General features: G+C 64.7%; 17 protein-coding genes. 5 read left to right on the top strand and 12 right to left on the bottom strand.

Features of this window, described 5'->3' with window-relative positions; genetic code table 11:
* Window positions 1-71: 71 nt before the first annotated feature.
* The 11 genes from ABD842_RS05685 to ABD842_RS05635 all read right to left on the bottom strand — a co-directional run bounded on the left by ABD842_RS05685 (window position 72) and on the right by ABD842_RS05635 (window position 14,836).
* Window positions 72-1,169 carry a tartrate dehydrogenase gene (locus tag ABD842_RS05685; RefSeq protein WP_345111272.1) on the bottom strand — a complete coding sequence of 366 codons (1,098 nt, stop codon included), beginning with the start codon at window positions 1,167-1,169 and terminating at the stop codon, window positions 72-74.
* Window positions 1,170-1,288: 119 nt separating this feature from the next.
* A complete protein-coding gene (locus ABD842_RS05680) occupies window positions 1,289-2,596 on the bottom strand; it encodes a cation:dicarboxylate symporter family transporter (protein ID WP_345111269.1) in 1,308 nt (435 codons plus the stop codon).
* Between the two features lie 119 nt (window positions 2,597-2,715).
* Entirely contained in the window at window positions 2,716-3,627 is a 912-nt protein-coding gene (locus ABD842_RS05675; RefSeq protein ID WP_345111266.1) for an AEC family transporter, read from the bottom strand.
* Window positions 3,628-3,778: 151 nt separating this feature from the next.
* Window positions 3,779-6,673 (bottom strand): TonB-dependent receptor, encoded by a 2,895-nt coding sequence (locus tag ABD842_RS05670; protein WP_345111263.1) that lies wholly within the window; start codon window positions 6,671-6,673, stop codon window positions 3,779-3,781.
* Between the two features lie 127 nt (window positions 6,674-6,800).
* Entirely contained in the window at window positions 6,801-8,159 is a 1,359-nt protein-coding gene (locus tag ABD842_RS05665; protein WP_345111261.1) for an MFS transporter, read from the bottom strand.
* 158 nt (window positions 8,160-8,317) lie between these two features.
* Window positions 8,318-9,592 carry a sensor histidine kinase gene (locus ABD842_RS05660; protein ID WP_345111258.1) on the bottom strand — a complete coding sequence of 425 codons (1,275 nt, stop codon included), beginning with the start codon at window positions 9,590-9,592 and terminating at the stop codon, window positions 8,318-8,320.
* Window positions 9,592-10,272 carry a response regulator transcription factor gene (locus ABD842_RS05655; protein ID WP_345111255.1) on the bottom strand — a complete coding sequence of 227 codons (681 nt, stop codon included), beginning with the start codon at window positions 10,270-10,272 and terminating at the stop codon, window positions 9,592-9,594. Before ABD842_RS05655 ends, ABD842_RS05660 begins: the two co-directional genes overlap by 1 nt.
* 200 nt (window positions 10,273-10,472) lie before the next feature.
* A complete protein-coding gene (locus tag ABD842_RS05650) occupies window positions 10,473-11,594 on the bottom strand; it encodes a WG repeat-containing protein (protein ID WP_345111252.1) in 1,122 nt (373 codons plus the stop codon).
* An 84-nt stretch (window positions 11,595-11,678) separates the two neighbouring features.
* Entirely contained in the window at window positions 11,679-12,602 is a 924-nt protein-coding gene (locus tag ABD842_RS05645; RefSeq protein ID WP_345111249.1) for a hypothetical protein, read from the bottom strand.
* Between the two features lie 181 nt (window positions 12,603-12,783).
* The gene (locus ABD842_RS05640) at window positions 12,784-14,223 is read right to left on the bottom strand and encodes a DNA/RNA non-specific endonuclease (protein ID WP_345111246.1); all 1,440 of its coding nucleotides are present in this window, start codon (window positions 14,221-14,223) and stop codon (window positions 12,784-12,786) included.
* Window positions 14,224-14,260: 37 nt separating this feature from the next.
* A complete protein-coding gene (locus ABD842_RS05635; RefSeq protein ID WP_345111244.1) occupies window positions 14,261-14,836 on the bottom strand; it encodes a helix-turn-helix domain-containing protein in 576 nt (191 codons plus the stop codon).
* Window positions 14,837-15,301: 465 nt separating this feature from the next.
* On the opposite strand from ABD842_RS05635, the gene ABD842_RS05630 reads away from it, so the two are divergent.
* From ABD842_RS05630 to ABD842_RS05620, 3 genes are all read left to right on the top strand, one after another.
* On the top strand, window positions 15,302-17,089 hold the full coding sequence (locus tag ABD842_RS05630) for a DUF885 domain-containing protein (protein ID WP_345111242.1): 1,788 nt from the start codon (window positions 15,302-15,304) through the stop codon (window positions 17,087-17,089).
* A 125-nt stretch (window positions 17,090-17,214) separates the two neighbouring features.
* A complete protein-coding gene (locus tag ABD842_RS05625; RefSeq protein WP_345111239.1) occupies window positions 17,215-17,571 on the top strand; it encodes a thioredoxin family protein in 357 nt (118 codons plus the stop codon).
* Window positions 17,572-17,778: 207 nt separating this feature from the next.
* On the top strand, window positions 17,779-18,531 hold the full coding sequence (locus ABD842_RS05620; RefSeq protein WP_345111236.1) for a YdcF family protein: 753 nt from the start codon (window positions 17,779-17,781) through the stop codon (window positions 18,529-18,531).
* Between the two features lie 166 nt (window positions 18,532-18,697).
* Here the strand turns inward: ABD842_RS05620 and ABD842_RS05615 are convergent, their stop codons facing one another.
* On the bottom strand, window positions 18,698-20,098 hold the full coding sequence (locus tag ABD842_RS05615; RefSeq protein ID WP_345111234.1) for an NAD-dependent succinate-semialdehyde dehydrogenase: 1,401 nt from the start codon (window positions 20,096-20,098) through the stop codon (window positions 18,698-18,700).
* A gap of 271 nt (window positions 20,099-20,369) precedes the next feature.
* Here ABD842_RS05615 and ABD842_RS05610 point away from each other — a divergent pair, with 271 nt between their 5' ends.
* Window positions 20,370-20,903: an RNA polymerase sigma factor gene (locus ABD842_RS05610; RefSeq protein ID WP_345111231.1), complete on the top strand. Its 534-nt coding sequence runs from the start codon at window positions 20,370-20,372 to the stop codon at window positions 20,901-20,903.
* Window positions 20,904-20,905: 2 nt separating this feature from the next.
* Entirely contained in the window at window positions 20,906-21,748 is an 843-nt protein-coding gene (locus tag ABD842_RS05605; RefSeq protein ID WP_345111228.1) for an anti-sigma factor, read from the top strand.
* The last annotated feature ends 24 nt before the right edge of the window (window positions 21,749-21,772 follow it).

Below are 21,772 nucleotides of genomic sequence, written 5' to 3'. Positions count from 1 at the left end.
CAGGTCAACTTGCTTGCCAGAGCCGCGCGGGAAAATTTTGCCCGTGAAACGCATAGGCAGGCCAACAGGAGCTAGTGGCCAGTGGCCGCCGTCGGCTCCGTTTCGAGCGCCCGGCACACGGCCTCCGTCATCTCGGTGGTTGAGCTGGTACCCCCCAGATCAGGAGTACGGACGCGCTGATCCTGCACTACTGTTTCGATGGCGGACATGAGCCGGGTGGCCAGCTCCGTTTCCCCCAGAAACGCGAGCATCAGCTGCGCCGACCAGATGCTGGCCAGGGGGTTGGCCACATTCTTCCCGACCAGGCCAAAGGCCGAGCCGTGAATGGCCTGAAACAGGCTGGGATAGTGGCGCTCAGGATTCAGATTGGCGCTGGGCGCGAGCCCCATGCTCCCCGTCAGCGCCGCTCCAAGGTCGCTCAGGATGTCCCCAAACAGGTTGGAGGCGACAAACACGTCCACGGTTTCCGGTTGGCTCACCATGCGGGCCGTCATCGAATCGACCAGCTGCTGGTCGGTGGCTACGGCGGGGTAGTGGGCGGCAACCTGCTGAAAGACCTCATCCCAGAACACCATGTTGTGCTGCATGCTGTTCGACTTGGTCACGTTGGTAACGAGCCGGTGACCGTGCTGCCGGGCGTAGTCGAAGGCAAAGCGCATGACGCGCTCCGTCACGCGGCGCGTGAAGACGATTGACTGAATCGCCACTTCCCCCGGCTTGCCCTGGTGCACCCGCCCGCCCACCCCGGCATACTCCCCTTCCGAGTTTTCGCGGATGCACACCATGCTGATGGGATGCCGGTGCGGGTTTAGCAGCGGACTGACGACGCCCGCCAGCAGGCGCATGGGCCGCAGGTTCACGTACTGGTCGAAGCCCTGGCGGATGGTCAGCAGCAGGCCCCACAGGGTGATGTGGTCCGGAATGGCGGGGCTGCCCACCGGACCCATCAGAATAGCATCGAAGCCGCCCGCTTCCAGCTGCTGCAGCCCGTCGGCGGGCATCATGCGCCCGGTTTTGTGGTAGTAAGCCGAGCTCCAGTCGAATTCCCGGCACTCGAAGCTGACGCCGCCGTGCAGCTGCGCCAGCCGGTGGAGCACCTGCTGGCTGGCGGCAATAACTTCGGGGCCGATGCCGTCGGCGGGAAAAACCGCGAGGTTGATAGTTTTCATAGGGTGACCTGAAAGGGATAGTCGGTCTTTGCCAAGGGTCCTGGCCTGCTTTCCCGGTAGCAGCGGCGGGCTGGCGGTGGGAGCAAGCCTCTGCCAGGGCGGGCCGGCGCACCGCCGTTTTACCGCTCCGCCCGGCCCGGCCGGGGCGCGGCGGGCTCCACGGGCAGGTTGGGCAAGGAAGGACTATACTGCTCCATGGCCTCGGCAACCGTCGACACGGTCGTTTTGCCGCTCAGCATCCGCACGGCCTGGGCGTGGTCGAGGGCGCCTTCGTTGTGGGCCAGGAAGATGGTGGCTACGCCGTTGCCAATGAAGTTGGTGATGGAGCGGGCCTCCGACATAAACCGGTCGACGCCCAGCAGCAGGGCCAGGCCTTCTACCGGAATTACCTTGATGGCCGTGAGCGTGCTGGCCAGCACCACGAACCCGGAGCCCGTCACGCCGGCCGCACCCTTGCTGGTGACCATCAGAATGCCGATGATGGTCAGCATCTGGGCGCCGGTCAGCTCTACGTGGAATACCTGGGCCAGAAAGAGGGTGGCCAACGACAGGTAGATGGTGGTGCCATCGAGGTTGAAGGAGTAGCCGGCCGGCACCACCAGGCCCACCACCGACTTGGCGCAGCCCAGGCGCTCCAGCTTTTCCATCAGGCCCGGCAGGCCGGCTTCGGAGGACGAGGTGCCCAGCACAATCAGCAGCTCCTCCTTGATGTAGCCCAAAAAAGCCAGGATGCTCAGGCGGCAATAGCGCAGAATGGCGCCCAGCACCAGAAACACGAACAGGGCGCAGGTCATGTACACGGTAAGCATGAGCTTGGCCAGCGGCAGCAGCGTGGCAATACCGTACTTGCCAATGGTAAAGGCCATGCCGCCAAAAGCGCCGATAGGCGCAAAAATCATGACCAGATGCAGGCCCCTGAACACGTACTTCGAGGCCCAGTTGAGCCGGTCGATAACCGGCTGGCGGCGGGGGTAGCGGCTCAGCACCATGCCCACCACGATAGAGACGAGCAGCACCTGCAGGGTCAGGTTGTCGGCCAGAAAGTGCAGCCAGGAAAACTCGCCGGCCCGCTGGGTGAACTCGCCGATGGCCGCGCCGTTGAGGTTGTCGGTGGCCACGCCGGCCCCGGGCTGAATCAGGTAGGCCACGCCCATGCCGATGAGCAGGGCCAGCGTCGTCACGAGTTCGAAGTACAGCAGAGCCTTGCCCCCAATCCGGCCCACCTTCTTCAGGTCGCCCATGCTACTGATGCCCAGCGTGATGGTGAGGAAGATGATGGGGTTGATGAAGAGCTTGACCACGTTGATAAACGCCTTGCCCAGCACGTCCATCCTGACGGCGACGGCCGGTGCGAAGTGGCCGAGCAGGGCGCCGGCCACGATGGCCGTCAGCACCCAGAATGTCAGATTGGTGACAACTTTTTTCATGGAATCGGAAGAGTAAACCAGAGTGCGGATACGGAAAAAGGCGGCCGCCGGCCTTCGCAATACGGAAACCGAGCACTTTGCCCGGGCCAGATGCCGGCCGGGCCGGGGCCGTTACTACCCTAGCCGCTGGTCAGCCACCAGGCCAGCAGCGCCAGCCAGGGCAGGGAGAGGGGAATGCCCAGCCCCACCATCTGCGCGGCCAGGGGCGGATTCAGCCCGTACCGGTCGGCCACCACGGCGGCCGTGTTCATGGGGCCGATGGCCGCGCCCAGCACGCACAGGTCCACCACGCGGCCGGGCTGCTGGGCCAGGCTGTGGTAGAGGCCGTAGATCAGCAGCGGCGCCAGCACCAGCTTATAGGATAAGCCCAGCACCAGGGCCCGGCTTTGGTGGCGGGGGACGGTCAGGTTCATCTGCAGCCCCACCGAGAGCAGGGCAATAACGGAGAAGGGCGCGCTCAGCTTTTCCAGCACCCCGCGCACCAGCTCCGGGTGCTGGTAGCCCAGGGCATTGGCCCCCATGGCCAGCACGAAGGCCAGAAACGGCGGAAACCGCAGCACATCGCCCAGCATGGCTTGCCATGAGGGCTCCTGCGCCCCGTACCAGGAAGCCACGGCCACGCCCAGCGTCACGCCAATCAGAAACGAGCCGGCCTGACTCATCATAATGCCCAGCTCCAGCCCTTCGCGGCCGTAGAGCAGCTCGAAGATCGGGAAGCCTACAAACGAGGTGCTGCTGATGCCGGCCGTCAGAATCAGGGCGCCGATGGTGCCGCGGGAGAACTGCAGGCGGCGGCCCAGGGCGCTGAAAAACAGGTAGCTCACGCCAAATATCAGCCAGGGCGCCAGCACCGGCAGCAGGAAGTGCCGGTCGAGGCGAGCCACGGACAGGTGCAGGAAGGTAAGCGCCGGCATAAAAACCAGCACCAGCAGCTGGTTGAGTACGGCCGGTGTGCTGGCCGGCACCAGCTGCCACCGGCGCAGCACCGCCCCCAGGCCCAGGCACACGAGCAGCAGGACCAGGTTTGTCATGGGCAGGGGCAGGGCAGAGTCAGGTAGAAAAGCAGGCCTAGCGGGTGAGCGGAGCCGAAGCATCCCTGCCGCCTCGTTGCAGCGAAGGCCGCCAGATGCTTCGGGTAGCAATACTTCGTCTCCGCTCCGCCCCGGGGCTGGCATTTGGGCTTTAGAAAGTGAACATCAGGTTGGTGTAGTAGTACGCGCCGTTGAAGCCAAACTGCGCGACGTTGCGGGAGTAGGGAATTTCGCCGTTGGAGTAGCTGGCAAAGCGGGTAGCGTCCACCTTGTCGGGGTACACGTTGGTGATGTTGTTGGCGCCCACCGTCACCGACACGGCCTTAACCGGGGTATACACCAGGGCCAGATCAAACAGGGTCTTGCCGTCAAACTCCTGGCTGATGTGCCGCGGGTTGGGAATGGCCGTGGTAGCGGTAGGCTTTTCGAAGGCCGTGACAGCGCCGAAGTACGAGGCCCGGGGCGTGATGCTGAACTTGCCTATCTGGTAGGTAGCCGACAGCAGAATCTTCTGCCGCGGCTGGGCCCGCTCAATCAGGCCAATACTTACCGTGTCGATCAGCAGGATGCGGTTGGCCGTGCCGGCCTGCAGCGCGGCGGGCGTGTCGCGGGTGTTCACGATGTTGGTGGCATTGAAGGTCAGGGCCAGGCTGGCGGTGAGGCGACTGGCCTCGGTGAGCTCCGTCTTGTAGGTCGTCACCAGGTCAATGCCGCGGGTGCGGGTGTCGATGGCGTTGGTGAAGAAGCGGATTTCGCTGATGCCGTCGAAAGCCGGCGTCTGCAGGGCCTTGATGCCGGTGTTGCCCGCGCCTTTGATCAGCCGCTCACTGTTGATGATCCGGTCGTTGATGTCAATCTGGTAGGCATCCAGCGTGAAGAGCACGTTCTCACTGATCTTGGCGGCCACGCCTAGGCTGTAGTTCCAGGAGGTTTCGGCCTGGGGGTCGGTCACGCCCAGCGGCACCAGGCGCGGGTCGTCGTTGCGCAGCTGCTTGGTCTGGACAATGGCCCCGCTCTGCACCGTGGAAGTACTCACGCTGTTGAAGGTCTGCTGCAGCGACGGCGCGCGGAAGCCGCGGTTGACGGAGCCGCGCAGGGAAATGTCCTCCGTTACCTTGAAGCGGGAGGCAAACTTGCCCGATACGTTGCTGCCGAAGTCGGAGTACCGCTCGTAGCGCAGGGCCGTGGTCAGCAGCAGGCGCTCAGTCAGGTCACTTTCCACGTCCACGTACACGCCCACGTTGGAGCGGGTGGTGTTGGTCTCATCGTCGGGGGCAATGCCGGGCCGGCCGCTGGAGCCCGGGGCCTTGGCGGTGCGCGGCGGAGTGGCCGTAGGGGCCGCCAGCGCAAACGGGCCGACGAAGTAGGACTCCGGGCTGCCGCGCTCCAGAATAAACCGGTCGACCCGGAACTGGCTGCCCAGGGCCAGATTAAACGACTTGGTGCCGAAGAGGCCCTCGTAGTTGCGCGACACGTTTACCTCGCTCGTGCTCTGGCCGAAGGCGCTGCGGCCCACGTAGAAGTCGGTGGGCGAGGCCGCCCCCATGGAGGGGTTGGAGGTATTGTTGGCGTTCAGGTCGAGGTAGTTGTAGCCGTAGCCGGTGCTGAAGTCGAGGTTCCAGCCCCCGGCCAGCTTGCGGCTCACGCCCACCACGCCGGAGTAGTCTTCGCTGCGGCCGGGCAGCTCGGGCAGGTAGCCATCGGGGTGGATGGGGCTGTAGTTGACGTTGCCGGGCTGGGCATTGCGGAAGAAGCCGTAGGCCAGAATGTCCTTGCGGGAAAAGCCGCCGAAGCTGTACACCGACCAGCCGCTGCCGCCCACGGGCACGCCCAGGTTGAAGAAGCCCTGGTAGATGTCGGCCTGGTTGCTGCCGTACACGCCCACCTTGAAGGGCTGCCCCACCTGCGGATAGATATTGCCCCGCTCGGCGCGCTTGGCATTTTCGCTCGCAATCTGGGCCGCCGTGGGCACGCCCGGCAGGGCCGGGAAGGCCGTGTAGATGCCCCCCACGTAGTCGTCGGAGCGGTTGGTTTGCTCCTGCCGCTGATACTGCAGCGTCAGGTTCAGGTAGCCGGGGTTGGTGCTGCCCAGCTTTACGCCGTAGTTGGCCCCGGCCAGGTACTGGGCCCCGTCGCCTTCCTTGGTGATGCCGAACTGGGTTTTGACGGTAGCCACCCCGGTGCTTTTGTTCAGGCCCAGGTTGATGACGCCGGCAATGGCGTCGGAGCCGTATTGGGCCGCGGCCCCGTCGCGCAGCACCTCGATGCGCTCAATGGCCAGCGACGGAATGGCGTTCAGGTCGGTTACCACGGTGCCCGCGCCCACGGTCACGTTCAGATTCAGGGCCGAAAACTGGTGACGGCGCTTGCCGTCCACGAGCACCAGCACCTGGTCGGGCGAGAGGCCGCGCAGCGAGGCCGGGTCGGCGTAGTTGGCTACCCCGTTTACGCCGGTTTTGGCCGAGTTGAACGAGGGCGAGTTGAACTGCACCTGCTGGCCCAGATCGGTCTGCCCCGTCAGCTGCAGGTCCTTGGCGTTGAGCACATCCACCGGGGAGGGCCGCTCCACGTCGGTGCGGGGCAGGCCGCGGGAGCCGACGACGGTAACCCCGCTCAGGTCGGTGGTGCTCGTCTCCAGGCGCACCTCCAGCGTGGTCCGGTCCCCGACGATGAGCTGCTGGCTTTTAAAGCCGATAGCCGATATCACCAGCGTGGCGCCGGGCTTTACCGTGAGCGAAAAGCGCCCGTCGGCGTCGGTGCTGGTACCGTTGGTGGTGCCTTGCTCCACTACGGTAGCACCCGGAATAGCCTCGCCCGCCGGCCCACCCATGATTCGTCCCTTCAGCGTCACATCCGCTACCTGGGGGGCGCTGCTGAGCACCGCGCCGCTTGGCGCTTCCAGGGGCAGCGCCGCCCGCCGCTCCGGCAGCGGGTAGCCGGTAGTCGGGCCGGCTACCGCCGCCCCCGGTAAGGCCAGCAGCAGAAACAATACCTGTCCGGGCAGCAGGGGCCGGCAGCGGGGAATTGAGAGTAAAGGCTTCTTCATGTGGTGGGATTGGGGTTGAACAGGTAGGAAAACGAAGAAAAACACGATAAGCCGGCAGGGCCGGAGCCGGCCGGAAGCTGGTGCACAACCTGCTGCCGGTTTAGCAAGACCCTGGACCGGCAGCAGGTCAGGCCGCCGCGGGGAGGTCCTGGTCGTGGAAGGACGTCACGCGGGTTTCGGCCATCAGCAGCGCGACTACCAGGGAAATGCCAATGCAGCCCGACACGTACCAGTAGAAGTACGACTCGTGCCCGATGCCCTTGCACCACAGGGCAATGTATTCGGCGGTGCCCCCAAACACGGCCACGGTCAGGGCGTGCGGCAGGCCGATGCCCAGCGCCCGGATTTCCACCGGAAACAGCTCCGACTTCACCACCGCGCTGATGCTGGTGTAGCCACTGACCGCCACGGAGGCCAGCAGCAGCAGCGCCAGCGCCACCCAGGGCGTGGTGGTGTGGCTCAGGGCCGTCAGCAGCGGCACGCTGCCCAGCGTGCCGAGCACCCCAAACCCGATCAGCAGCGGGCGCCGGCCAATGCGGTCCGACAGGCTGCCGAAGGCTGGCTGCATGGCCGCAAAGCCCAGCAGGGCCAGAAAGCACGTGTTGGTGGCGGCCCCCTTGGTCATGTGGGCCGTATTCACCAGAAACTTCAGCATGTAGGTGGTCAGGGTGTAAAACGCCAGCGTGCCGCCCAGCGTCAGCCCCACCACCTTGAGCACGGCCCGGGGGTAGCGGCGCAGCACTTTGAGGCTGCCGCGCAGCTCCTCGGACTGGGTTTTCTGCTGCTCGAAGGCCGCCGTTTCATCCAGGTTCTGGCGCAGGTACAGGGCTACCACGGACAGCAGGGCCCCAATCACGAAGGGAATCCGCCAGCCCCAGGCCAGCAGCTCGGCCTCGGTGAGCAGTACCTTCAGCAGCACCAGCTGGATGCCCAGGGCCAGCAGCTGGGCCGCAATCAGGGTGAAATACAGGAAGCTGGAGTAAAACCCGCGGCGGCGGCGGGTGGCCATTTCGCTCAGGTAGGCGGCCGAGACGCCGTACTCGCCGCCCACGCTCAGGCCCTGCAGCAGCCGCGCCGTGAGCAGCAGAATGGGCGCCACAATGCCCACGGTCTGGTACGTGGGGGTGAGGGCAATGAGCAAGGAGCCCAGCGACATCAGCAGCACCGACAGCGTCATGGACTGCTTGCGGCCCACTTTATCGGCAATGCGGCCGAACATCCAGCCGCCGATAGGCCGCATCAGAAAGCCCAGCGCGAAGATGCCCGCCGTTTGCAGCAGCTGGGCGGTGGTGTCGTCGGAGGGAAAAAACGAGGCGGAAAAGTACAGGGAAAACGACGAGAAGGCATACCAGTCGTACCACTCCACCAGGTTGCCCACCGAGCCGCTGAAAATAGCCTTCAGACGGCGGCGCGAAATGGTTTCCAGCCCGGCACGCTCCCGCCGGGCGGAGTCGAAGGCGGGAGCAGGGGAAACGAGTGCGGCCACGGAGCAGAGAAATCAGGTGACGTGCTGGCGGTGCCGCCCAGTAAGTAGTTACTTACTCATCAGCACCAAGCAAATGAACACCCTGATTTTGAGGAAATTTCATAGAAACCTTAAGGTAAGCCTGAAATTTGGCCGCTGCCGCCCTTCCCCACCCGGCGTTAGTCGCCTCCGGGGGCGAATACCACCCGAATGTGGTGCCACCCTTCGCCGTAGGTGTACTCGACGCGGTGATGGTAGAGCTCACTGATGCGCTTGACGATGGCCAGGCCAATGCCGATGGAGTCCAGCGCGGCGTTGCCTTTCCGGAAGCGCCCGAACAGCTCACTGACCGGCACGGAAGGCGCGTGGCCGGTATTGTGCAGCCCCAGCTCGGTGGCCGACAGCACGAGCCGGATTTCGCCGCCGGGCAGGTTGTGGCGGATGGCGTTGCTGAACAGATTATTCAGCAGCAGCTGGGCCAGGGATTCGTCCAGGGGCACCCGCACGCCCGCCGCAATCTGCTGGGTGGTGCGCAGGCCCTTCATTTCGGCCAGATCGGCAAACGCCGCCTCGGTAGCGGGCACCAGCCGGCTCAGGTCGGTGAGCGGGGCGGGGTGCGACTCGAAGTGCTCCAGCTTGGCCAGCAGCGTCAAGGACTGGTTGATTTTGGCCAGGCGCTCCAGTTCGTCGTGCATGGCGGTGAGCATCAGCAGCTGCTTTTCGGTCAGCTCCGAGTCCATGAGCAGCTCGATTTTGGCTTTCATGCTGGCAATGGGCGTTTGCAGCTCGTGGGAAGCATTTTCGGAGAATTCCTTCAGGCCCTGGTAGTCGCTCTGCGCCCGGCTGGTCATCTTCATCAGGAAGTCGTTGAGCACGTTGAACTCCATCGTGCGGCTGGGCTGCAGGCCGAGGGTGGTTTTCTGGCTGAGCTGAAACCGCTCGATGCCCTGCAGAATAGCGTTGAAGGGCTTCAGGATGTACCAGGAAATTACCTCGCTGAGAATAACCACTAAAGCCAGCAGGAAAACGAACGTCCAGGCAAAGACCAGCACGATACCCGTCAGGTACTCGTCGCTGGGCATCACCACCACGGCCCGGCTGGTGATGGCGTAGCGCTGCCCCCGGATGCGCGGGTAGGTGGCCAGCCGCACCACGCTCACGCTCGACTGCAGCGCCGGGTCCCACTCCCGGCGTACCTGCACCAGCTGAGTGCGGCCCGCGGTGTCGGCCGCCGTAAGCCGGCGGATGCGCACGTTGGCCCGGGCGGGGTGGCCGCTGTAGTCGCGGCCGCGGCCGAGCTGGGCGGCAATGATTTCGTTGAGGTGGCGCAGCTTGCCGATGGTGGTCTGGGTGACGCTGCGCGACATGGCCCCGTACACGATGGCAAAGCCCACGGACAGCACGAACAGCGTGATAACCGCGTAGGCAAGGGTGTAGCGGTAGTTGAGCTTCACTACTGGGCCGCGTTTAGCTTGTAGCCCAGCCCGTACACGGTGCTGATGTAGTCCTTGCCGCCGGCGTCGGTGATTTTCTTGCGCAGGTTTTTTACGTGCTGGTACACGAAGTCCACGCTGTCGAGGTTGTCGGTGTAGTCGCCCCAGAGGTGGGCGGCAATGGCCTGCCGGGTGAGCATGCGCCCTTTGTTGTTGATAAAATACAGCAGCAGATTGGTTTCCTTGCGCGTCAGGCTCAGCAGCCGGCCATTCACCCGGCACTCCATCGACTCCAGGTCGGCGGTGAGGTCGAGGAACGTCAGCACGTTGTTTTTGTGGGGGTTGCGGCGGCGCATGATGGCCTTGATGCGCGCGTGCAGCTCGGGCAGCGGAAACGGCTTGGTGATGTAGTCGTCGGCGCCTTCGCTCAGGCCGGTCAGCTTAAAGTCCAGCGCGTTCTGGGCCGAGATGATAATTACGCTGCTCTCCACGCCTTCCTTGCGCAGCAGCTTGAGCAGGTTGATGCCGTTGCCGTCGGGCAGCATGATATCCAGTAGCACGCAGTCGTAGGTGAACAGGATCAGCTTTTCGCGGGCCTGATCAAACGTAGTGGCCACCTCACAGAGGTAGTGCTCCTGGGTGAGGTAGCTGGCAATGCTTTTGGCTAGCTCCAGATGATCTTCAACGAGCAGGATTTTCATAAAGAGCGGACTGGATGGCAGCAGGATGCTGTGTCAAGGTACTGTGCTTCCCACAATTGTGCGCATCATACCGCACGGCACGGTGATGGTGTGCCGCTGGCGCGGCAGGGGAGATACAATCTCCCCGTCGTGGGCTGGTCACGAGTTACGCTGCGCTAAACTCGCGCCAGTGGGGGGGGTGCTCATTTCTCTAAGATTACTTACAGCGATACCTGGAAAAGACGGTACCCGTTTTCCGTACGGATAAACCCAAAATGATTCTGGTAGTCGTCTTCCGGTTTGCCTGGCGAAGGTTGGTAGGTCACGACCACCACAAAGGCAGGGTATTTCTCCTGGAAATGCTCGCTGCAATCCGTCCGAAAAGGCTGAAAGTCCGGGCTCGTAAAAATGAGTGAATTCAGGCTTTCGGGGAAGACCACGACGTTTTTCGCGCCGCGATGCAGCGCCCCTAGCTTCGGCCGTAACACCGGCTCATAAAATTTATTTACAAACTCTGCCCGCTCAAAATGAGGCCAGCCATTAAATGGGCGGGCACTGGCAGCTAGTTCTGTAAAGCACAGGGGTGCTACTTTGTTGGCCTCGCCAGTGCGTACGGCGGGCACAAATACAGTATACAGCCACTGTGTGAATTCTTTCTCATAGTCTACAAATGAATAACGGTCGCCATTTACCGCCCGAAAAGTCAGGCTAGTAGCCGTATCGGGAGTTGGAGTATTGACCTGTAGTGAATATGGGTTTAGCCCCGCCCACTTGTGCCCGGGCAGGCTGTCTACCACTATTTCGTTACGCTCATTCAGCAGCACCGTGCGCCCGCCCACCCAGCCCGGATGCTCGCAGCGCATCGTGTCGGCCTCACCGCTCATGCATTCGGCCCGCGCCCCGATAAGCCCGAACGCCAGCCCGTTATGAAACGGGGTAGCGGCATTGTAAATGGCTGGAATAACCACCCGCCCTTGGCTATCAAAAAAGCCTACCCGGTTATGTTTCTGGCTTTTGAAACGAATTTTGCCCTCGCTTTCACAGTCAAACGTGAAGTCGAACATATACACGCTGTCGCGCCCTACTTGCCGGCCATTTTTCAACAGGTAATAACTAGTTCGGATGGTGGCTTCGCTTACGGCGATGATGTGTCGGAAATTTTGGGCTCTGGTAAAGCCACCAAACTTGGCCGGAACTCGGATGTGCCCGTCTGCATCCTGGTAGCCGTGTCGGGCTTTGCCTTGCCTCCCTTTGGTGAACTGCGTCCAGACTTCATCCGGAGGCTGCTGGGCGAAGGCAGCAGTGACGGCCAGGAGCAGGGCGGCAAGGAACGGGAGTTTCATCAGCTTCGGGGTTGAAGCCGGGAAGGTAGCAGGCGGCGGGCTTAGTGCCGCTCTGGCATAGCCAGCTGCCCAAACCTGCGGACCCTACCGCCGCCGAAACGTCTGGGCCAGGGCCTGGAACGTGGCCAGGTGCTCGTCGAAATGGTTGTCGGTGATGCCGACGATGAGGTAGTACTTGTCGGTATCGGCGAAGAGCATGACCTGGTACACGAGCTGGGGGCGGCCCTGGGCGTCCTGGCCGTCGGCAATGACTTCGTAGCCCCGCATCCGGTTGATGGTAATCGGGTAGCTGGAGCGCACGTGCAGGGTCTGGCCGTTGGGCGTCTGCCGGAGGTGCAGCAGGCTGTACTGCTCCTGGTCGGCGTCGGCCACATCCACGGCTCCCAGGGAAGTACCCACGATGACGGCGGCTTGGTCGGGGCCCTGGGGGGCGGGGCGGCCATCGGTGGTGTAGAGCAGGCTGCCGGCCAGGTTTTTGGCAAACCGGAAGCGGGTGCCGGCCACGTTGAGGCCAAACGGGGCAGCCGGCACTTCGGCCCTGGTCTGCGGCGCGTAGAAGGTGGAAAGCAGCGCGGCCTGCACCGGGCCGGCCGCAGCGGGAGTGGCTTCCGGATAGGTGCCCGTCACCAGCACCGTTTGCGTGGCGTCGCCGAAGAGCAGAATCTGCTTCTGGTAGGCAGTGCCGCCGGCTTTCTGGCTGACCCGCAGTAGGGTAGCCGGGGTGCCGTGCAGGCTTACGGCCTGCATCTGCAGCAGCCTCATGCCCCGGGCCGCCAGGGCCGCCTCACTCATGCCGGCCGTGAGCTGCTGCACCGGCGTGGGCAGCTCCGCCACCAGAATGGAAGCTCCGGTGGCCTTGTGCTCCAGCCCGCTGAAGCTGGCGGCGGCCGTGAAGCCCGGCGGCGGAATCAGGCTGACGTGGGTGCCGCCAATGCGGACGTGGTCCTTGCCCTGGGCCTGGATTTCGCCGGCCAGCAGCAGACAGAGCAGAAGGAGCGTAGCGCGCATAAGGGGGTGGAAAAATAGGCACTAGAGCGAAATAACTGCTGCGGGCTAAGCTCCGGCTTTCGGCAGCGGCCCGCCCATGCGCCTGCCGAGGGCGTAGAAACGAGGCTCTTGAAATATAGGGTATTGCCAGTAGTTGGTGGCTCTGCGGGCGCGGACGGGGCCCCACGGCGGCAAGGCGGGGCTACCGCGTCGGGCCCTTATCCACCCCGGCCTCCAGCCGGGCCTGCACGGCTACGGGCAGCTTGCTGAGCAGGTCCAGGCCGGTGGCGGCCTCAATGGCGTCTACCGACACGCGGTAGCGGCTCCAGTCGGGACTCACGCTGTTGTCGTTGGGCGTATCCACGGCCAGCACCCGGGCCTGGGTCGGGATGCGTACTAGGTCGTCGGAGCCCTCGGGCAGCAGCACCAGCACCTTCCACACCCGGGCCGGCACCGTCACGCGGCCGTTGTCGAGGGTGGTGGCCAGGCCCGCCGTACCGGTGCCGCCCCGGCCGTAGCTGCCCATGATGACGTAGATTTCCTGGCCCCGGCTCACCTGGGTGCGGCCCCATTCCTCGAGGCTGCTCCAGGTGCGCTGGTTGTTGTTGCCGGCCTGCGGAATCATGTTAGTCATCAGAAACGTGGCCGAGTTGTCGTCCAGGTCGGTGGTGCGGTCGGCGCTGGGGCAGTTGTGGCCCCGGTCGAAGCCCGAGCCCGAGTAGGAGCGGGGCGTGACGGCGTAGAACCCGCGGGGCAGGGCCGGGTCGGGGCGGAAGTCGTCCTGGCGGGGCGCGGTGCCCATCCAGGCCCGGTTCAGGTGCCAGCTCACCCAGGTCGGCGTGCCGCGGCCGGCATTGTAGCTCAGCGCAAACTGGGGCTTCACCAGCAGGTAGTTGCCCGGGTTGTCGGGGCTGGTGGTAGCGCCGCTGGGGTTGCCCAGGGCCAGATGGTCGTCGCGGCTGCTGACCACGGCCGTGGCCTGGCGGGTGGTGGCCGGCGGCAGGGAAGTGCCCGCCGGGGTGCCGGGGCCGGCGGCGGGTGCGGTAGCCGGGCCGGCCGCACCGGTAGCCGTTTCCAGCACGATGTCGTCGAGGTTGAGCCGGCCGCGGCCCGGGTCGGTCTTGCGGATTTCCAGCCGCAGCGCCCCGGCCGTGCCGCCCTCGAACGAGGTGACGACCAGCCGGGGCCCCTGGGTGCGCACGGGCGGGCCGATGCGGCGGAAGCTGCGGCCCCCGTCCACGCTGCCCCACAGCTCCCAGGTGCTGGCCGGGTCGTCGCCGTAGGCGGCGGCGCTGATGCGGATGGCGCGCACCCCGGCCGGGGCGTCGAAGTTCATGCGCAGGCGGCCCAGCCCGCGCAGGCGGGCGGCGTGCTGGCCGTTTTTGTGGTCCTGCTCCGAGGAGCCGATCAGCGCGTCCTCGAAGCGCCAGGGGCCGGTGGTCAGGGCCTCGTCGGCAGAAGCGTAGGCGCCCTTGCTGCCCGCCTCGAAGGTTTCGGGGAAGCGGCCCGGAGCCTGGGCCGCGGGCCCGGCCGACTGCACCGGAATGGCGGGCGGGCCGCTGGGCAGGGCAGTGTGGGCGGTTTCGGACTGCTGGGAGCAGGCCAGCAGCGTGAGGGGCAGAAGAAACAGAAGGCGGGCCATAGGGGCGAAGGTAAGCAATGAGACCAAGGGCGGCCGGTTAGGCGCGGCCCTCAGCAAACAGCTTCTCCAACGCCCCGATTTCCAGGTCCAGGGCCTGAATGCGGGCTTCGAGCAAGGCCTGGGGCAGGGCCCCGCAGCGGGTGAGCTTGTCGCGGGCGTCGGCGAGGCGGTCGGTGTACCAACGCCGGTCCCGGGCCTCGGGGTCGGGGCTGCCGTCGGCGGGGGCGGGGGGCAGGGCCGCCAGCAGGGGCGTGAGCACTCCTATGCGCCGCCGCAGCGGCTGGGCCTTGCGGTGCAGCAGCGTACGCTGGTAGCGGGCATTGACGGCTTCGTGGCGGCACACCACCAGCCGCCACCGGCCCGGGTCCTGGTCAGAGAGGGGCGGGGGCTGGGTTTCGCTGGCATCTACCGGCGGCTCGGCTTTGGCCAGGCCGGTCAGGCCGAAGAGCTGCTCCACCAGCGGCAGCAGACGCTGCATGGCCTCCAGCGGCAGGTTGCGCCGGCCGCCTTCCGCGTGGGCCAGCAGGTCGCGGGCTACGCGCAGGTGAATGGCCAGCTCCAGCTGGGTGAGGCCCAGCAGCTCGCGCACCTGGCCCAGCAGAGTAGCAGCCATCGTTTTGGGGAGTAGGTAAGGTGTCACAAAATAGCGGTAAGAATTTAAAAGTGTGACGGATTCTGTCACAAAATTTTTCCGGCGTAGATAAAGTGTGACAACATCTGTCACACTTTTAGCTGTTTTTCATGAAACTGTGACAAGGCGGCCGCGGCCGCCCGTAGCGGGAAGGGCGGCGGGCCGTGGGAAAACCTTAGCTTCGCCCTCGGTTGAAACGTGGGCCCGTGTGCCGTTGTCCCGTTTTTGCCGAAGCCGCGCTATCCGCACCCCGCACTTCGGGCAGGGCGACCTGACCCAGCCGCTAAAAAAGGCGCTGGCTCCGCTTTGGCTTGCAGCCCTGGCCGGTCGTTGTGCGACAATAGCCCCGCGGACCGGCTGGTACGCCCGCGCTGTTGCCGGGCCAGCCAGCTGCGGCTCATTGAATCGTACCTTCCTGACCTCCTGACTCCCTCCTTACCCTTTTACATGACCACCACCACCTCTACTTCCCAACTGCTGCTGCTGGCCGCCGGCTGCCTTGGCGCCCTGACCCTGGGCGGCTGCGAACAGGGCCAGCAGGCCGGCACCACGGCCGTGAAAACCGCCGACGCGGGCTTCGACCAGTTCAAAACCCGCTTCATCGACTCGCTCTGGTACTATAACCCCGAGTGGGCCTCCGACCAGGGCTACCACCGCTACGACTCGCTGCTGGTGATTCCGACGGCCGGCCGGCGGCAGACCGAAGCCGCGGCCCAGGCCCGGCGGCGCAAGGAGCTGGCGGCTTTCGAGGTCGGCAAGCTGTCGGTCAACAACCAGACCGACTACCGGCTGATTGAAAACTACCTGAACCGCAGCCTCTGGCAGACCGACACGCTACGGGGCTGGCAGTGGAACCCGGCGGGCTACAACCTGGGCGGGGCGGTGTCGGAGCTGCTCAGCGGCCGCCACCACCCGCTGGACCGCCGCCTGCGCAACATTTCGGAGAAGATTTCCCACTCGGTGGAATACTACGAGGCCGCCAAGCAGAACATCAGCCGGCCCACCCGGGAGCACACCGACCTGGCCATCCTGCAAAACGAGGGCGGGATGGAAGTGTACGGGGCGGCCCTGCTCGACTCCATCAGCCGCTCGGGCCTGTCGGAGCAGGAAAAGACCGACTTCCGCACCCGCATTGCCACCACCAAACAGGAAACCCGGAGCTACATCGACTTTTTGCGCAACGAGGTGAAGCCCAAGGGCCAGTTCCGCTCGTTCCGCATCGGCAAGGCGCTGTATGACCGCAAGTTTGCCTACGACATCCAGTCGACCTACTCAGCCGATCAGGTGTACGCCAAGGCCCAGCAGCACAAGCGCGAGCTGCTCCACGACATGGGCCGGCGTGCGGCCCGGCTCTGGCCCAAGTATTTCCCCGGCCAGCCCCAGCCCACCGACTCGATCCTGCTCATTAAGACGGTTATCGGCAAGCTGTCGGAAAAGCACGCCAGGCCGGCAGAGTTTGCCGCCGCCGTCAAGCAGCAGATTCCCACGCTCATCAAGTTCGTCAACGACAAGAAGCTGCTGACCCAGGACCCAAGCAAGCCGCTGGTAGTGCGCGACACGCCGCCCTACATGCGCGGCAGCGCCGGCGCCTCCATCTCGGCCCCCGGCCCCTACGACAAGGCGGCCAACACCTATTATAACGTGGAGCCCGTGCCGGCCGAGTGGACCGCGGCCCAGGCCGAAAGCTACCTGCGCGAGTACAACGACTACACCCTGCAGATCCTGAACATCCACGAGGCCATTCCCGGCCACTACACCCAGCTGGTGTACGCCAACCGCAGCCCCTCGCTCATCAAGTCTATTATGGGCAACGGAGCCATGATTGAGGGCTGGGCCGTGTACACCGAGCGGATGATGCTGGAAAGCGGCTACGGCGGCAACACCGACGAAATGTGGCTCATGTGGGACAAGTGGAACATGCGCGTCACGCTCAACGCCATCCTCGACCACGACGTGCAGGTCAACAACGCCTCCGAGCAGGACGTGGTGGGGATGCTCATGCGCGAAGGATTTCAGGAGGAAGCCGAGGCCCGCGGCAAGTGGAAGCGCGCCACCCAGAGCCAGGTGCAGCTCAGCAGCTACTTCACGGGCTACACCGAAATCTATGATCTGCGCGAGGAGCTCAAAAAGGCGCAGGGGAAGAGCTTCGACCTGAAAACCTTCAACGAGCAGTTTCTGAGCTACGGCAGCGCCCCGGTAAAATACATCCGGACCATGATGCTGAAAAAATCCTAGCCCGCTCAACCGCACTGCGTTGCTTAACAGGTCTGCCCGGGGGGAATTTCCGGGGCGGTTTTTGTGTCTGCTCCCTGACCACCGGGAGTATTTTCTTCCCTGGTTTTGCTGAATTTCCCCTGATTATGAAAGAAGTTGCCCGCCAGCAGGTTATTGATACCAACGATGAGGGTCTGCGTCGCTACACCCACGACCATCTGAAGGTATTCGTCAAGTTTACCTCCGACAACTGCGAAATCTGCGAGCAGCTGGCGCCCCCCTTCGCCAGGTTCGCCGACGATGCGCTGTTTGAAACCATCCTTTTCCTGCGCCTGGCCTCGGAAGAAAACCCGGTGGCCCGCAAGCTGATGCAGCAGCGGGTAGCGCCGTTCTTCGTCAGCTACTGCCAGGGCCGGGTGCTGGAGTGCGACACGCTGACCACCGAAGCCGAAGTGTACGACATGCTGCAGCGCCTGCGTGAGCTCCTGCCGCAGAGCAACTAAGCGGCGGCCAATCCGTTAGCCGGCCGTTTTCTGCCAGAAGGCTGATTATTGCCCACCCAAAGCCCTTTGCTGCCCTGCGGTAAAGGGCTTTGAGTATTTCCGGCCCCCGGGTACGAGGAAGCAGTGTCGCCGGCCCAGGCGGAGTGCTGCCTAAGTTTCGGCGCCCCGGGCACGGGTGCCCGGCTTTTTCCCGCTAGCTTCGCGGCCGTGTTTTTCCTGCTTTCCAAACTGCTGCTCTACGCCCTGCTTCCGGTCGGAATCTGGCTGCTCGTGCGCCTGGCGCGCCGTCCCTTCTGGCGCCGCCGACTGCTGTGGGCCGGGCTGGTGCTGTTTCTGCTGGGAACCAACAATGCCCTCAGCAACGAAGCCCTGCTGGCCTGGGAGCTGCCGCCCGCGCCCCTGCGCCACCTCGCGCCCCACGACGCGGGCGTGCTGCTCACCGGCATCACCCAGATCCGCAAGTCGCCCCACGACCGGGTATACCTGGGCAACGGGGCCGACCGGCTCACCAATGCGCTGTGGCTGTACCGGGCCGGGCGCATCCGCCGCCTCATCATCAGCGGCGGCTCGGGCGCCGTGGGCGCGGTAGCCCACACCGAAGCCCGCGACCTGTACACGCTGCTGCGCCTGGCCGGCGTGCCCGCGGCCCATATCCTGCTGGAGGAGCGCAGCCGCAACACCCGCGAAAATGCCCAGCTCACCAAAGCGCTGCTGGCCCGCCACCCCGATATAAAGTCCCTGGTGCTCATCACCTCGGCCTTTCACCAGCGCCGGGCCCTGGGCTGCTTCCGCCGCGTGGGCCTGCAGCCCACGCCCTGGCCCGCCGACTTCCGCACCACCGACCGCCAGACCGACCCCGCCTACTGGCTGCTGCCCAGCCCCGTGGCCGTGGGCCAGTGGCTGCTGCTGGCCCACGAGGTAACCGGCTACGTCGCGTATAAGATGCTGGGCTACTGCTGAAGACGGTGTGGAAAGGGCAAGCAAAAAGAACGTCATGCTGAGCAAAGCGAGGAATCTCGCGTGCTGACGCAGGAGTGGTACTCATACATCAGCAAGCGAGATTCCTCGGCCTCGCTCGGAATGACGTCCTGTAGTGGCTGGGGTTGAGTAGGGCTGCCCGGTAGCGCTACTCTACCTTCTTGCTGCCCGCCGGCTTTTCCTCCCTGGCTACCCAGATGCTTTTCTGGTTGACAAACTCCCGGATACCGAGGTAGGACAGCTCCCGGCCGTAGCCCGACTTCTTGACGCCCCCAAACGGCATCTCCGGCGCCGACTTCACCATCGAGTTCACAAACACGGCGCCCGCCTCAATGCGGCGCGCCACGGCTTCCCCGCGCTGCGGGTCCCGGGTCCACACCGAGGCCCCCAGCCCGAAGCGGGAGTCGTTGGCCAGGTGGATAGCGTGCTCCTCGTCGCGGGCTTCCAGCACGATGGCCACCGGCCCGAACAGCTCCTCGCCGTAGGCCCGCTGCCCCGGCTTCACCCGGGAGATGATCATGGGCCGGAACAGCGCCGTGCCCGGCTTCGACTGCCCGCCGAACAGCTCCACCTTCGCCCCGGCCCGCACCGAGTCCTCCACCTGCTGGGTTAGCTCGTCGGCCAGGTCGGGGCGGGCCAGCGGCCCGTACTGGGTGGCCTCATCGAGCGGGTCGCCGGTGCGCAGGGCCAGCAGGTGGGTTTTGAGCTGGCTGATGAAGGGCTTGATAATAGACTTGTGCACGATAAAGCGCTTGGCGGCAATGCAGCTCTGCCCGGCATTGATCATACGGGCCTGAGCGGCGGTCTGGGCCGCCAGCGCCAGGTCGGCATCGGCCAGCACCACAAACGGGTCGGAGCCGCCCAGCTCCAGCACGGTTTTCTTGATGTTGGCGCCCGCCGCGGCCGCCACCTTGGAGCCGGCCAGCTCGCTGCCCGTCAGCGTCACGGCCATCACGCGGTCATCGGCAATCAGCTTTTCGACCAGGCCGGAGCCGATGAGCAGGGTGCGGAAGGTGGCGGGAGGAAAGCCGGCCGCGTGGAAAATGGCTTCCAGGGCCAGGGCGCACTGGGGCACGTTGGAAGCGTGCTTGAGCAGGCCCACGTTGCCGGCCATCAGGGCCGGGGCGGCAAAGCGCACCACCTGCCAGAAGGGGAAGTTCCAGGGCATCACGGCCAGCACCACGCCCAGCGGCTCGTAGGCAATGAAGCTGCGCTGGGCCGTCGTCCTGATGGGCTCGTCGCGCAGGAAGTCCTCGGCGTGGTCGGCGTAGTAGTCGCAGGTGAGGGCGCACTTCTGCACCTCGGCGCGGCCATCGGCGACGGGCTTGCCCATTTCCAGGGCCATGAGGCGGGCCAGCTCATCCTGCCGGGCCCGCAGCAGGTCGGCGGCGCGGTGCATGAGCCGGGCCCGCTCGGCAAAGCTCGTCCGGGGCCAGGTGCGGGCGGCTGTGGCCGCCTGGGTCAGGATCCGCTCCGTTTTGGCCCACGAAAAGGCGGTGAAGCGGCGGAGCACGCGGCCCGTGTAAGGATTAAAGGACTCGATGGCCATAGAAGGGGAGTAGAAACGGGGGCTTGATGCTGGTCAGTACGCAAACCCGGCGCCGCGGATCGGGTTTGGCGGCTGCTGCCCCGGCGCGGGGCGCCAAAACCCCGACCCAAGCCCGGCCGTAGCAGCAAAGGCCGCGGGGTTTTTGCTTTCGGGGCAAACCATAGCGCCGGAAAACGCTTTATCTGTACATTCGCCTCACTGTTGGCCGGTAGTGCTACCTGCGTCAGCTTCTCTTACAGTTGCTCCCGTGACACCAAACTCCCCTGAGTCATTGATACCCGATGTTGAGGAGCTGCTCGTGCAGCGCCTGCGCGACCGGGACGAATCAGCCATGACGCTCTTCTACGACAAATACTCGGCGGCGCTGTACGGCGTGATTCTGCGCATCGTCAAGACCGAGGAAGTGGCTGAGGACGTGCTGCAGGAAGGGCTGGTCAAGATCTGGCACTCCTTTGCCTCCTACGACCCCTCAAAAGGCCGCTTATTTACCTGGGTGCTTAACGTTTGCCGGAATTTAGCCATCGACAAAATCCGGTCCCGACAGTACCGCGTAAGTAGCCGTACGCAACCTCTAGAGGATAGTGCCGCGTTGCGCCAGGCCGCCGTTCCCACGTTTCGGCCCGAGCACATTGGTTTGCAGGAAATGACGAACAAGCTCAATCCCGAGCAGAAGCAAGTTATTGACCTGCTCTATTTTGGCGGATTTACGCAAAGCGAAGTGGCAGAAGAACTCAACTTGCCCCTCGGGACGGTGAAAACCCGGGCCCGGGCGGCTATCAAGGTATTGTCAAAATTGATTCGATAGTCGTGGACATTCAGGAATACATCGAATCAGGAATTCTCGAGGAATACGCCCTGGGCGTACTCCAGGAGGCCGAGCGCGTCGCCGTCGAGCGCCGGGCCGCCGAAAGCCCCGAAATCCAGCGGGAGCTGAACCTCATTGTGGAGGCCGTAGGCGCTTACGCCGAAGCCCACCTGCAGACGCCGCCCGCCGCGATGCGCGAGCGGGTGCTGTCGGGCTGGCAGACGGCCATTCACGCCGCGGCTCCGGCCGTGGCTGCGGCTCCGGCCCCCGTGGCGGCCGAGCCGGTTGTGCGGCAGCTGGTGCCCGAAGCCGAAGCTCCGGCTTCCCGCTTCAGCTGGCTGATGGCGGCCTCCGTGGCGCTGCTGCTGTTCAGCGCGGCGGCCAACATGGTGCTCTACAACCGCTGGAAGGACGCCGAAACCAGCCTCGTTATTGCCCAGAACGAGCAGAGCCGGGTAGCCACTACCATGCAGGCGACCAACAAGAGCCTGGCCAGCCAGGTGCAGGTGCTGCGCAACGACGAGTTCAAGACCATCGACCTGACGGGCACGCCCGCCGCGCCGACGGCCAAGGCCCGGGTGCTGTACAATGTGGCTACCAAGGCCGTGTTTGTGGACGTGCGCAGCCTGCCCGCCCCGCCGGCCGGCAAGCAGTACCAGCTGTGGGCCCTCGACCAGGGCAAGCCGGTGGACGCCGGCATGCTGGCCGCCGCCACTACTGCCGGCGACAGTCTGCAGCAGATGAAGGACATCGGTAGCGCCCAGGCCTTCGCCATGACGGTGGAGCCCGAGGGCGGCAGCGAAAACCCGACGCTTTCGACGATGACGGTACTGGGTAAGTTCTAGCCGCTCCGGAAGGGCTTCCGGCCG

Source organism: Hymenobacter algoricola (genome assembly GCF_039539525.1).
Classification (GTDB): domain Bacteria; phylum Bacteroidota; class Bacteroidia; order Cytophagales; family Hymenobacteraceae; genus Hymenobacter; species Hymenobacter algoricola.
This window is presented reverse-complemented; position numbering and strand designations above follow the sequence as displayed.

Excerpts from the sequence above, each read along its gene's own strand:
- ABD842_RS05655 (WP_345111255.1), bottom strand. The coding sequence starts at position 10,272 with ATGAAAATCCTGCTCGTTGAAGATCATCTGGAGCTAGCCAAAAGCATT.
- ABD842_RS05635 (WP_345111244.1), bottom strand. The coding sequence starts at position 14,836 with ATGGCTGCTACTCTGCTGGGCCAGGTGCGCGAGCTGCTGGGCCTCACC.
- ABD842_RS05650 (WP_345111252.1), bottom strand. The coding sequence starts at position 11,594 with ATGAAACTCCCGTTCCTTGCCGCCCTGCTCCTGGCCGTCACTGCTGCC.
- ABD842_RS05625 (WP_345111239.1), top strand. The coding sequence starts at position 17,215 with ATGAAAGAAGTTGCCCGCCAGCAGGTTATTGATACCAACGATGAGGGT.
- ABD842_RS05645 (WP_345111249.1), bottom strand. The coding sequence starts at position 12,602 with ATGCGCGCTACGCTCCTTCTGCTCTGTCTGCTGCTGGCCGGCGAAATC.
- ABD842_RS05680 (WP_345111269.1), bottom strand. The coding sequence starts at position 2,596 with ATGAAAAAAGTTGTCACCAATCTGACATTCTGGGTGCTGACGGCCATC.
- ABD842_RS05640 (WP_345111246.1), bottom strand. The coding sequence starts at position 14,223 with ATGGCCCGCCTTCTGTTTCTTCTGCCCCTCACGCTGCTGGCCTGCTCC.
- ABD842_RS05630 (WP_345111242.1), top strand. The coding sequence starts at position 15,302 with ATGACCACCACCACCTCTACTTCCCAACTGCTGCTGCTGGCCGCCGGC.
- ABD842_RS05615 (WP_345111234.1), bottom strand. The coding sequence starts at position 20,098 with ATGGCCATCGAGTCCTTTAATCCTTACACGGGCCGCGTGCTCCGCCGC.
- ABD842_RS05685 (WP_345111272.1), bottom strand. The coding sequence starts at position 1,169 with ATGAAAACTATCAACCTCGCGGTTTTTCCCGCCGACGGCATCGGCCCC.
- ABD842_RS05670 (WP_345111263.1), bottom strand. The coding sequence starts at position 6,673 with ATGAAGAAGCCTTTACTCTCAATTCCCCGCTGCCGGCCCCTGCTGCCC.
- ABD842_RS05675 (WP_345111266.1), bottom strand. The coding sequence starts at position 3,627 with ATGACAAACCTGGTCCTGCTGCTCGTGTGCCTGGGCCTGGGGGCGGTG.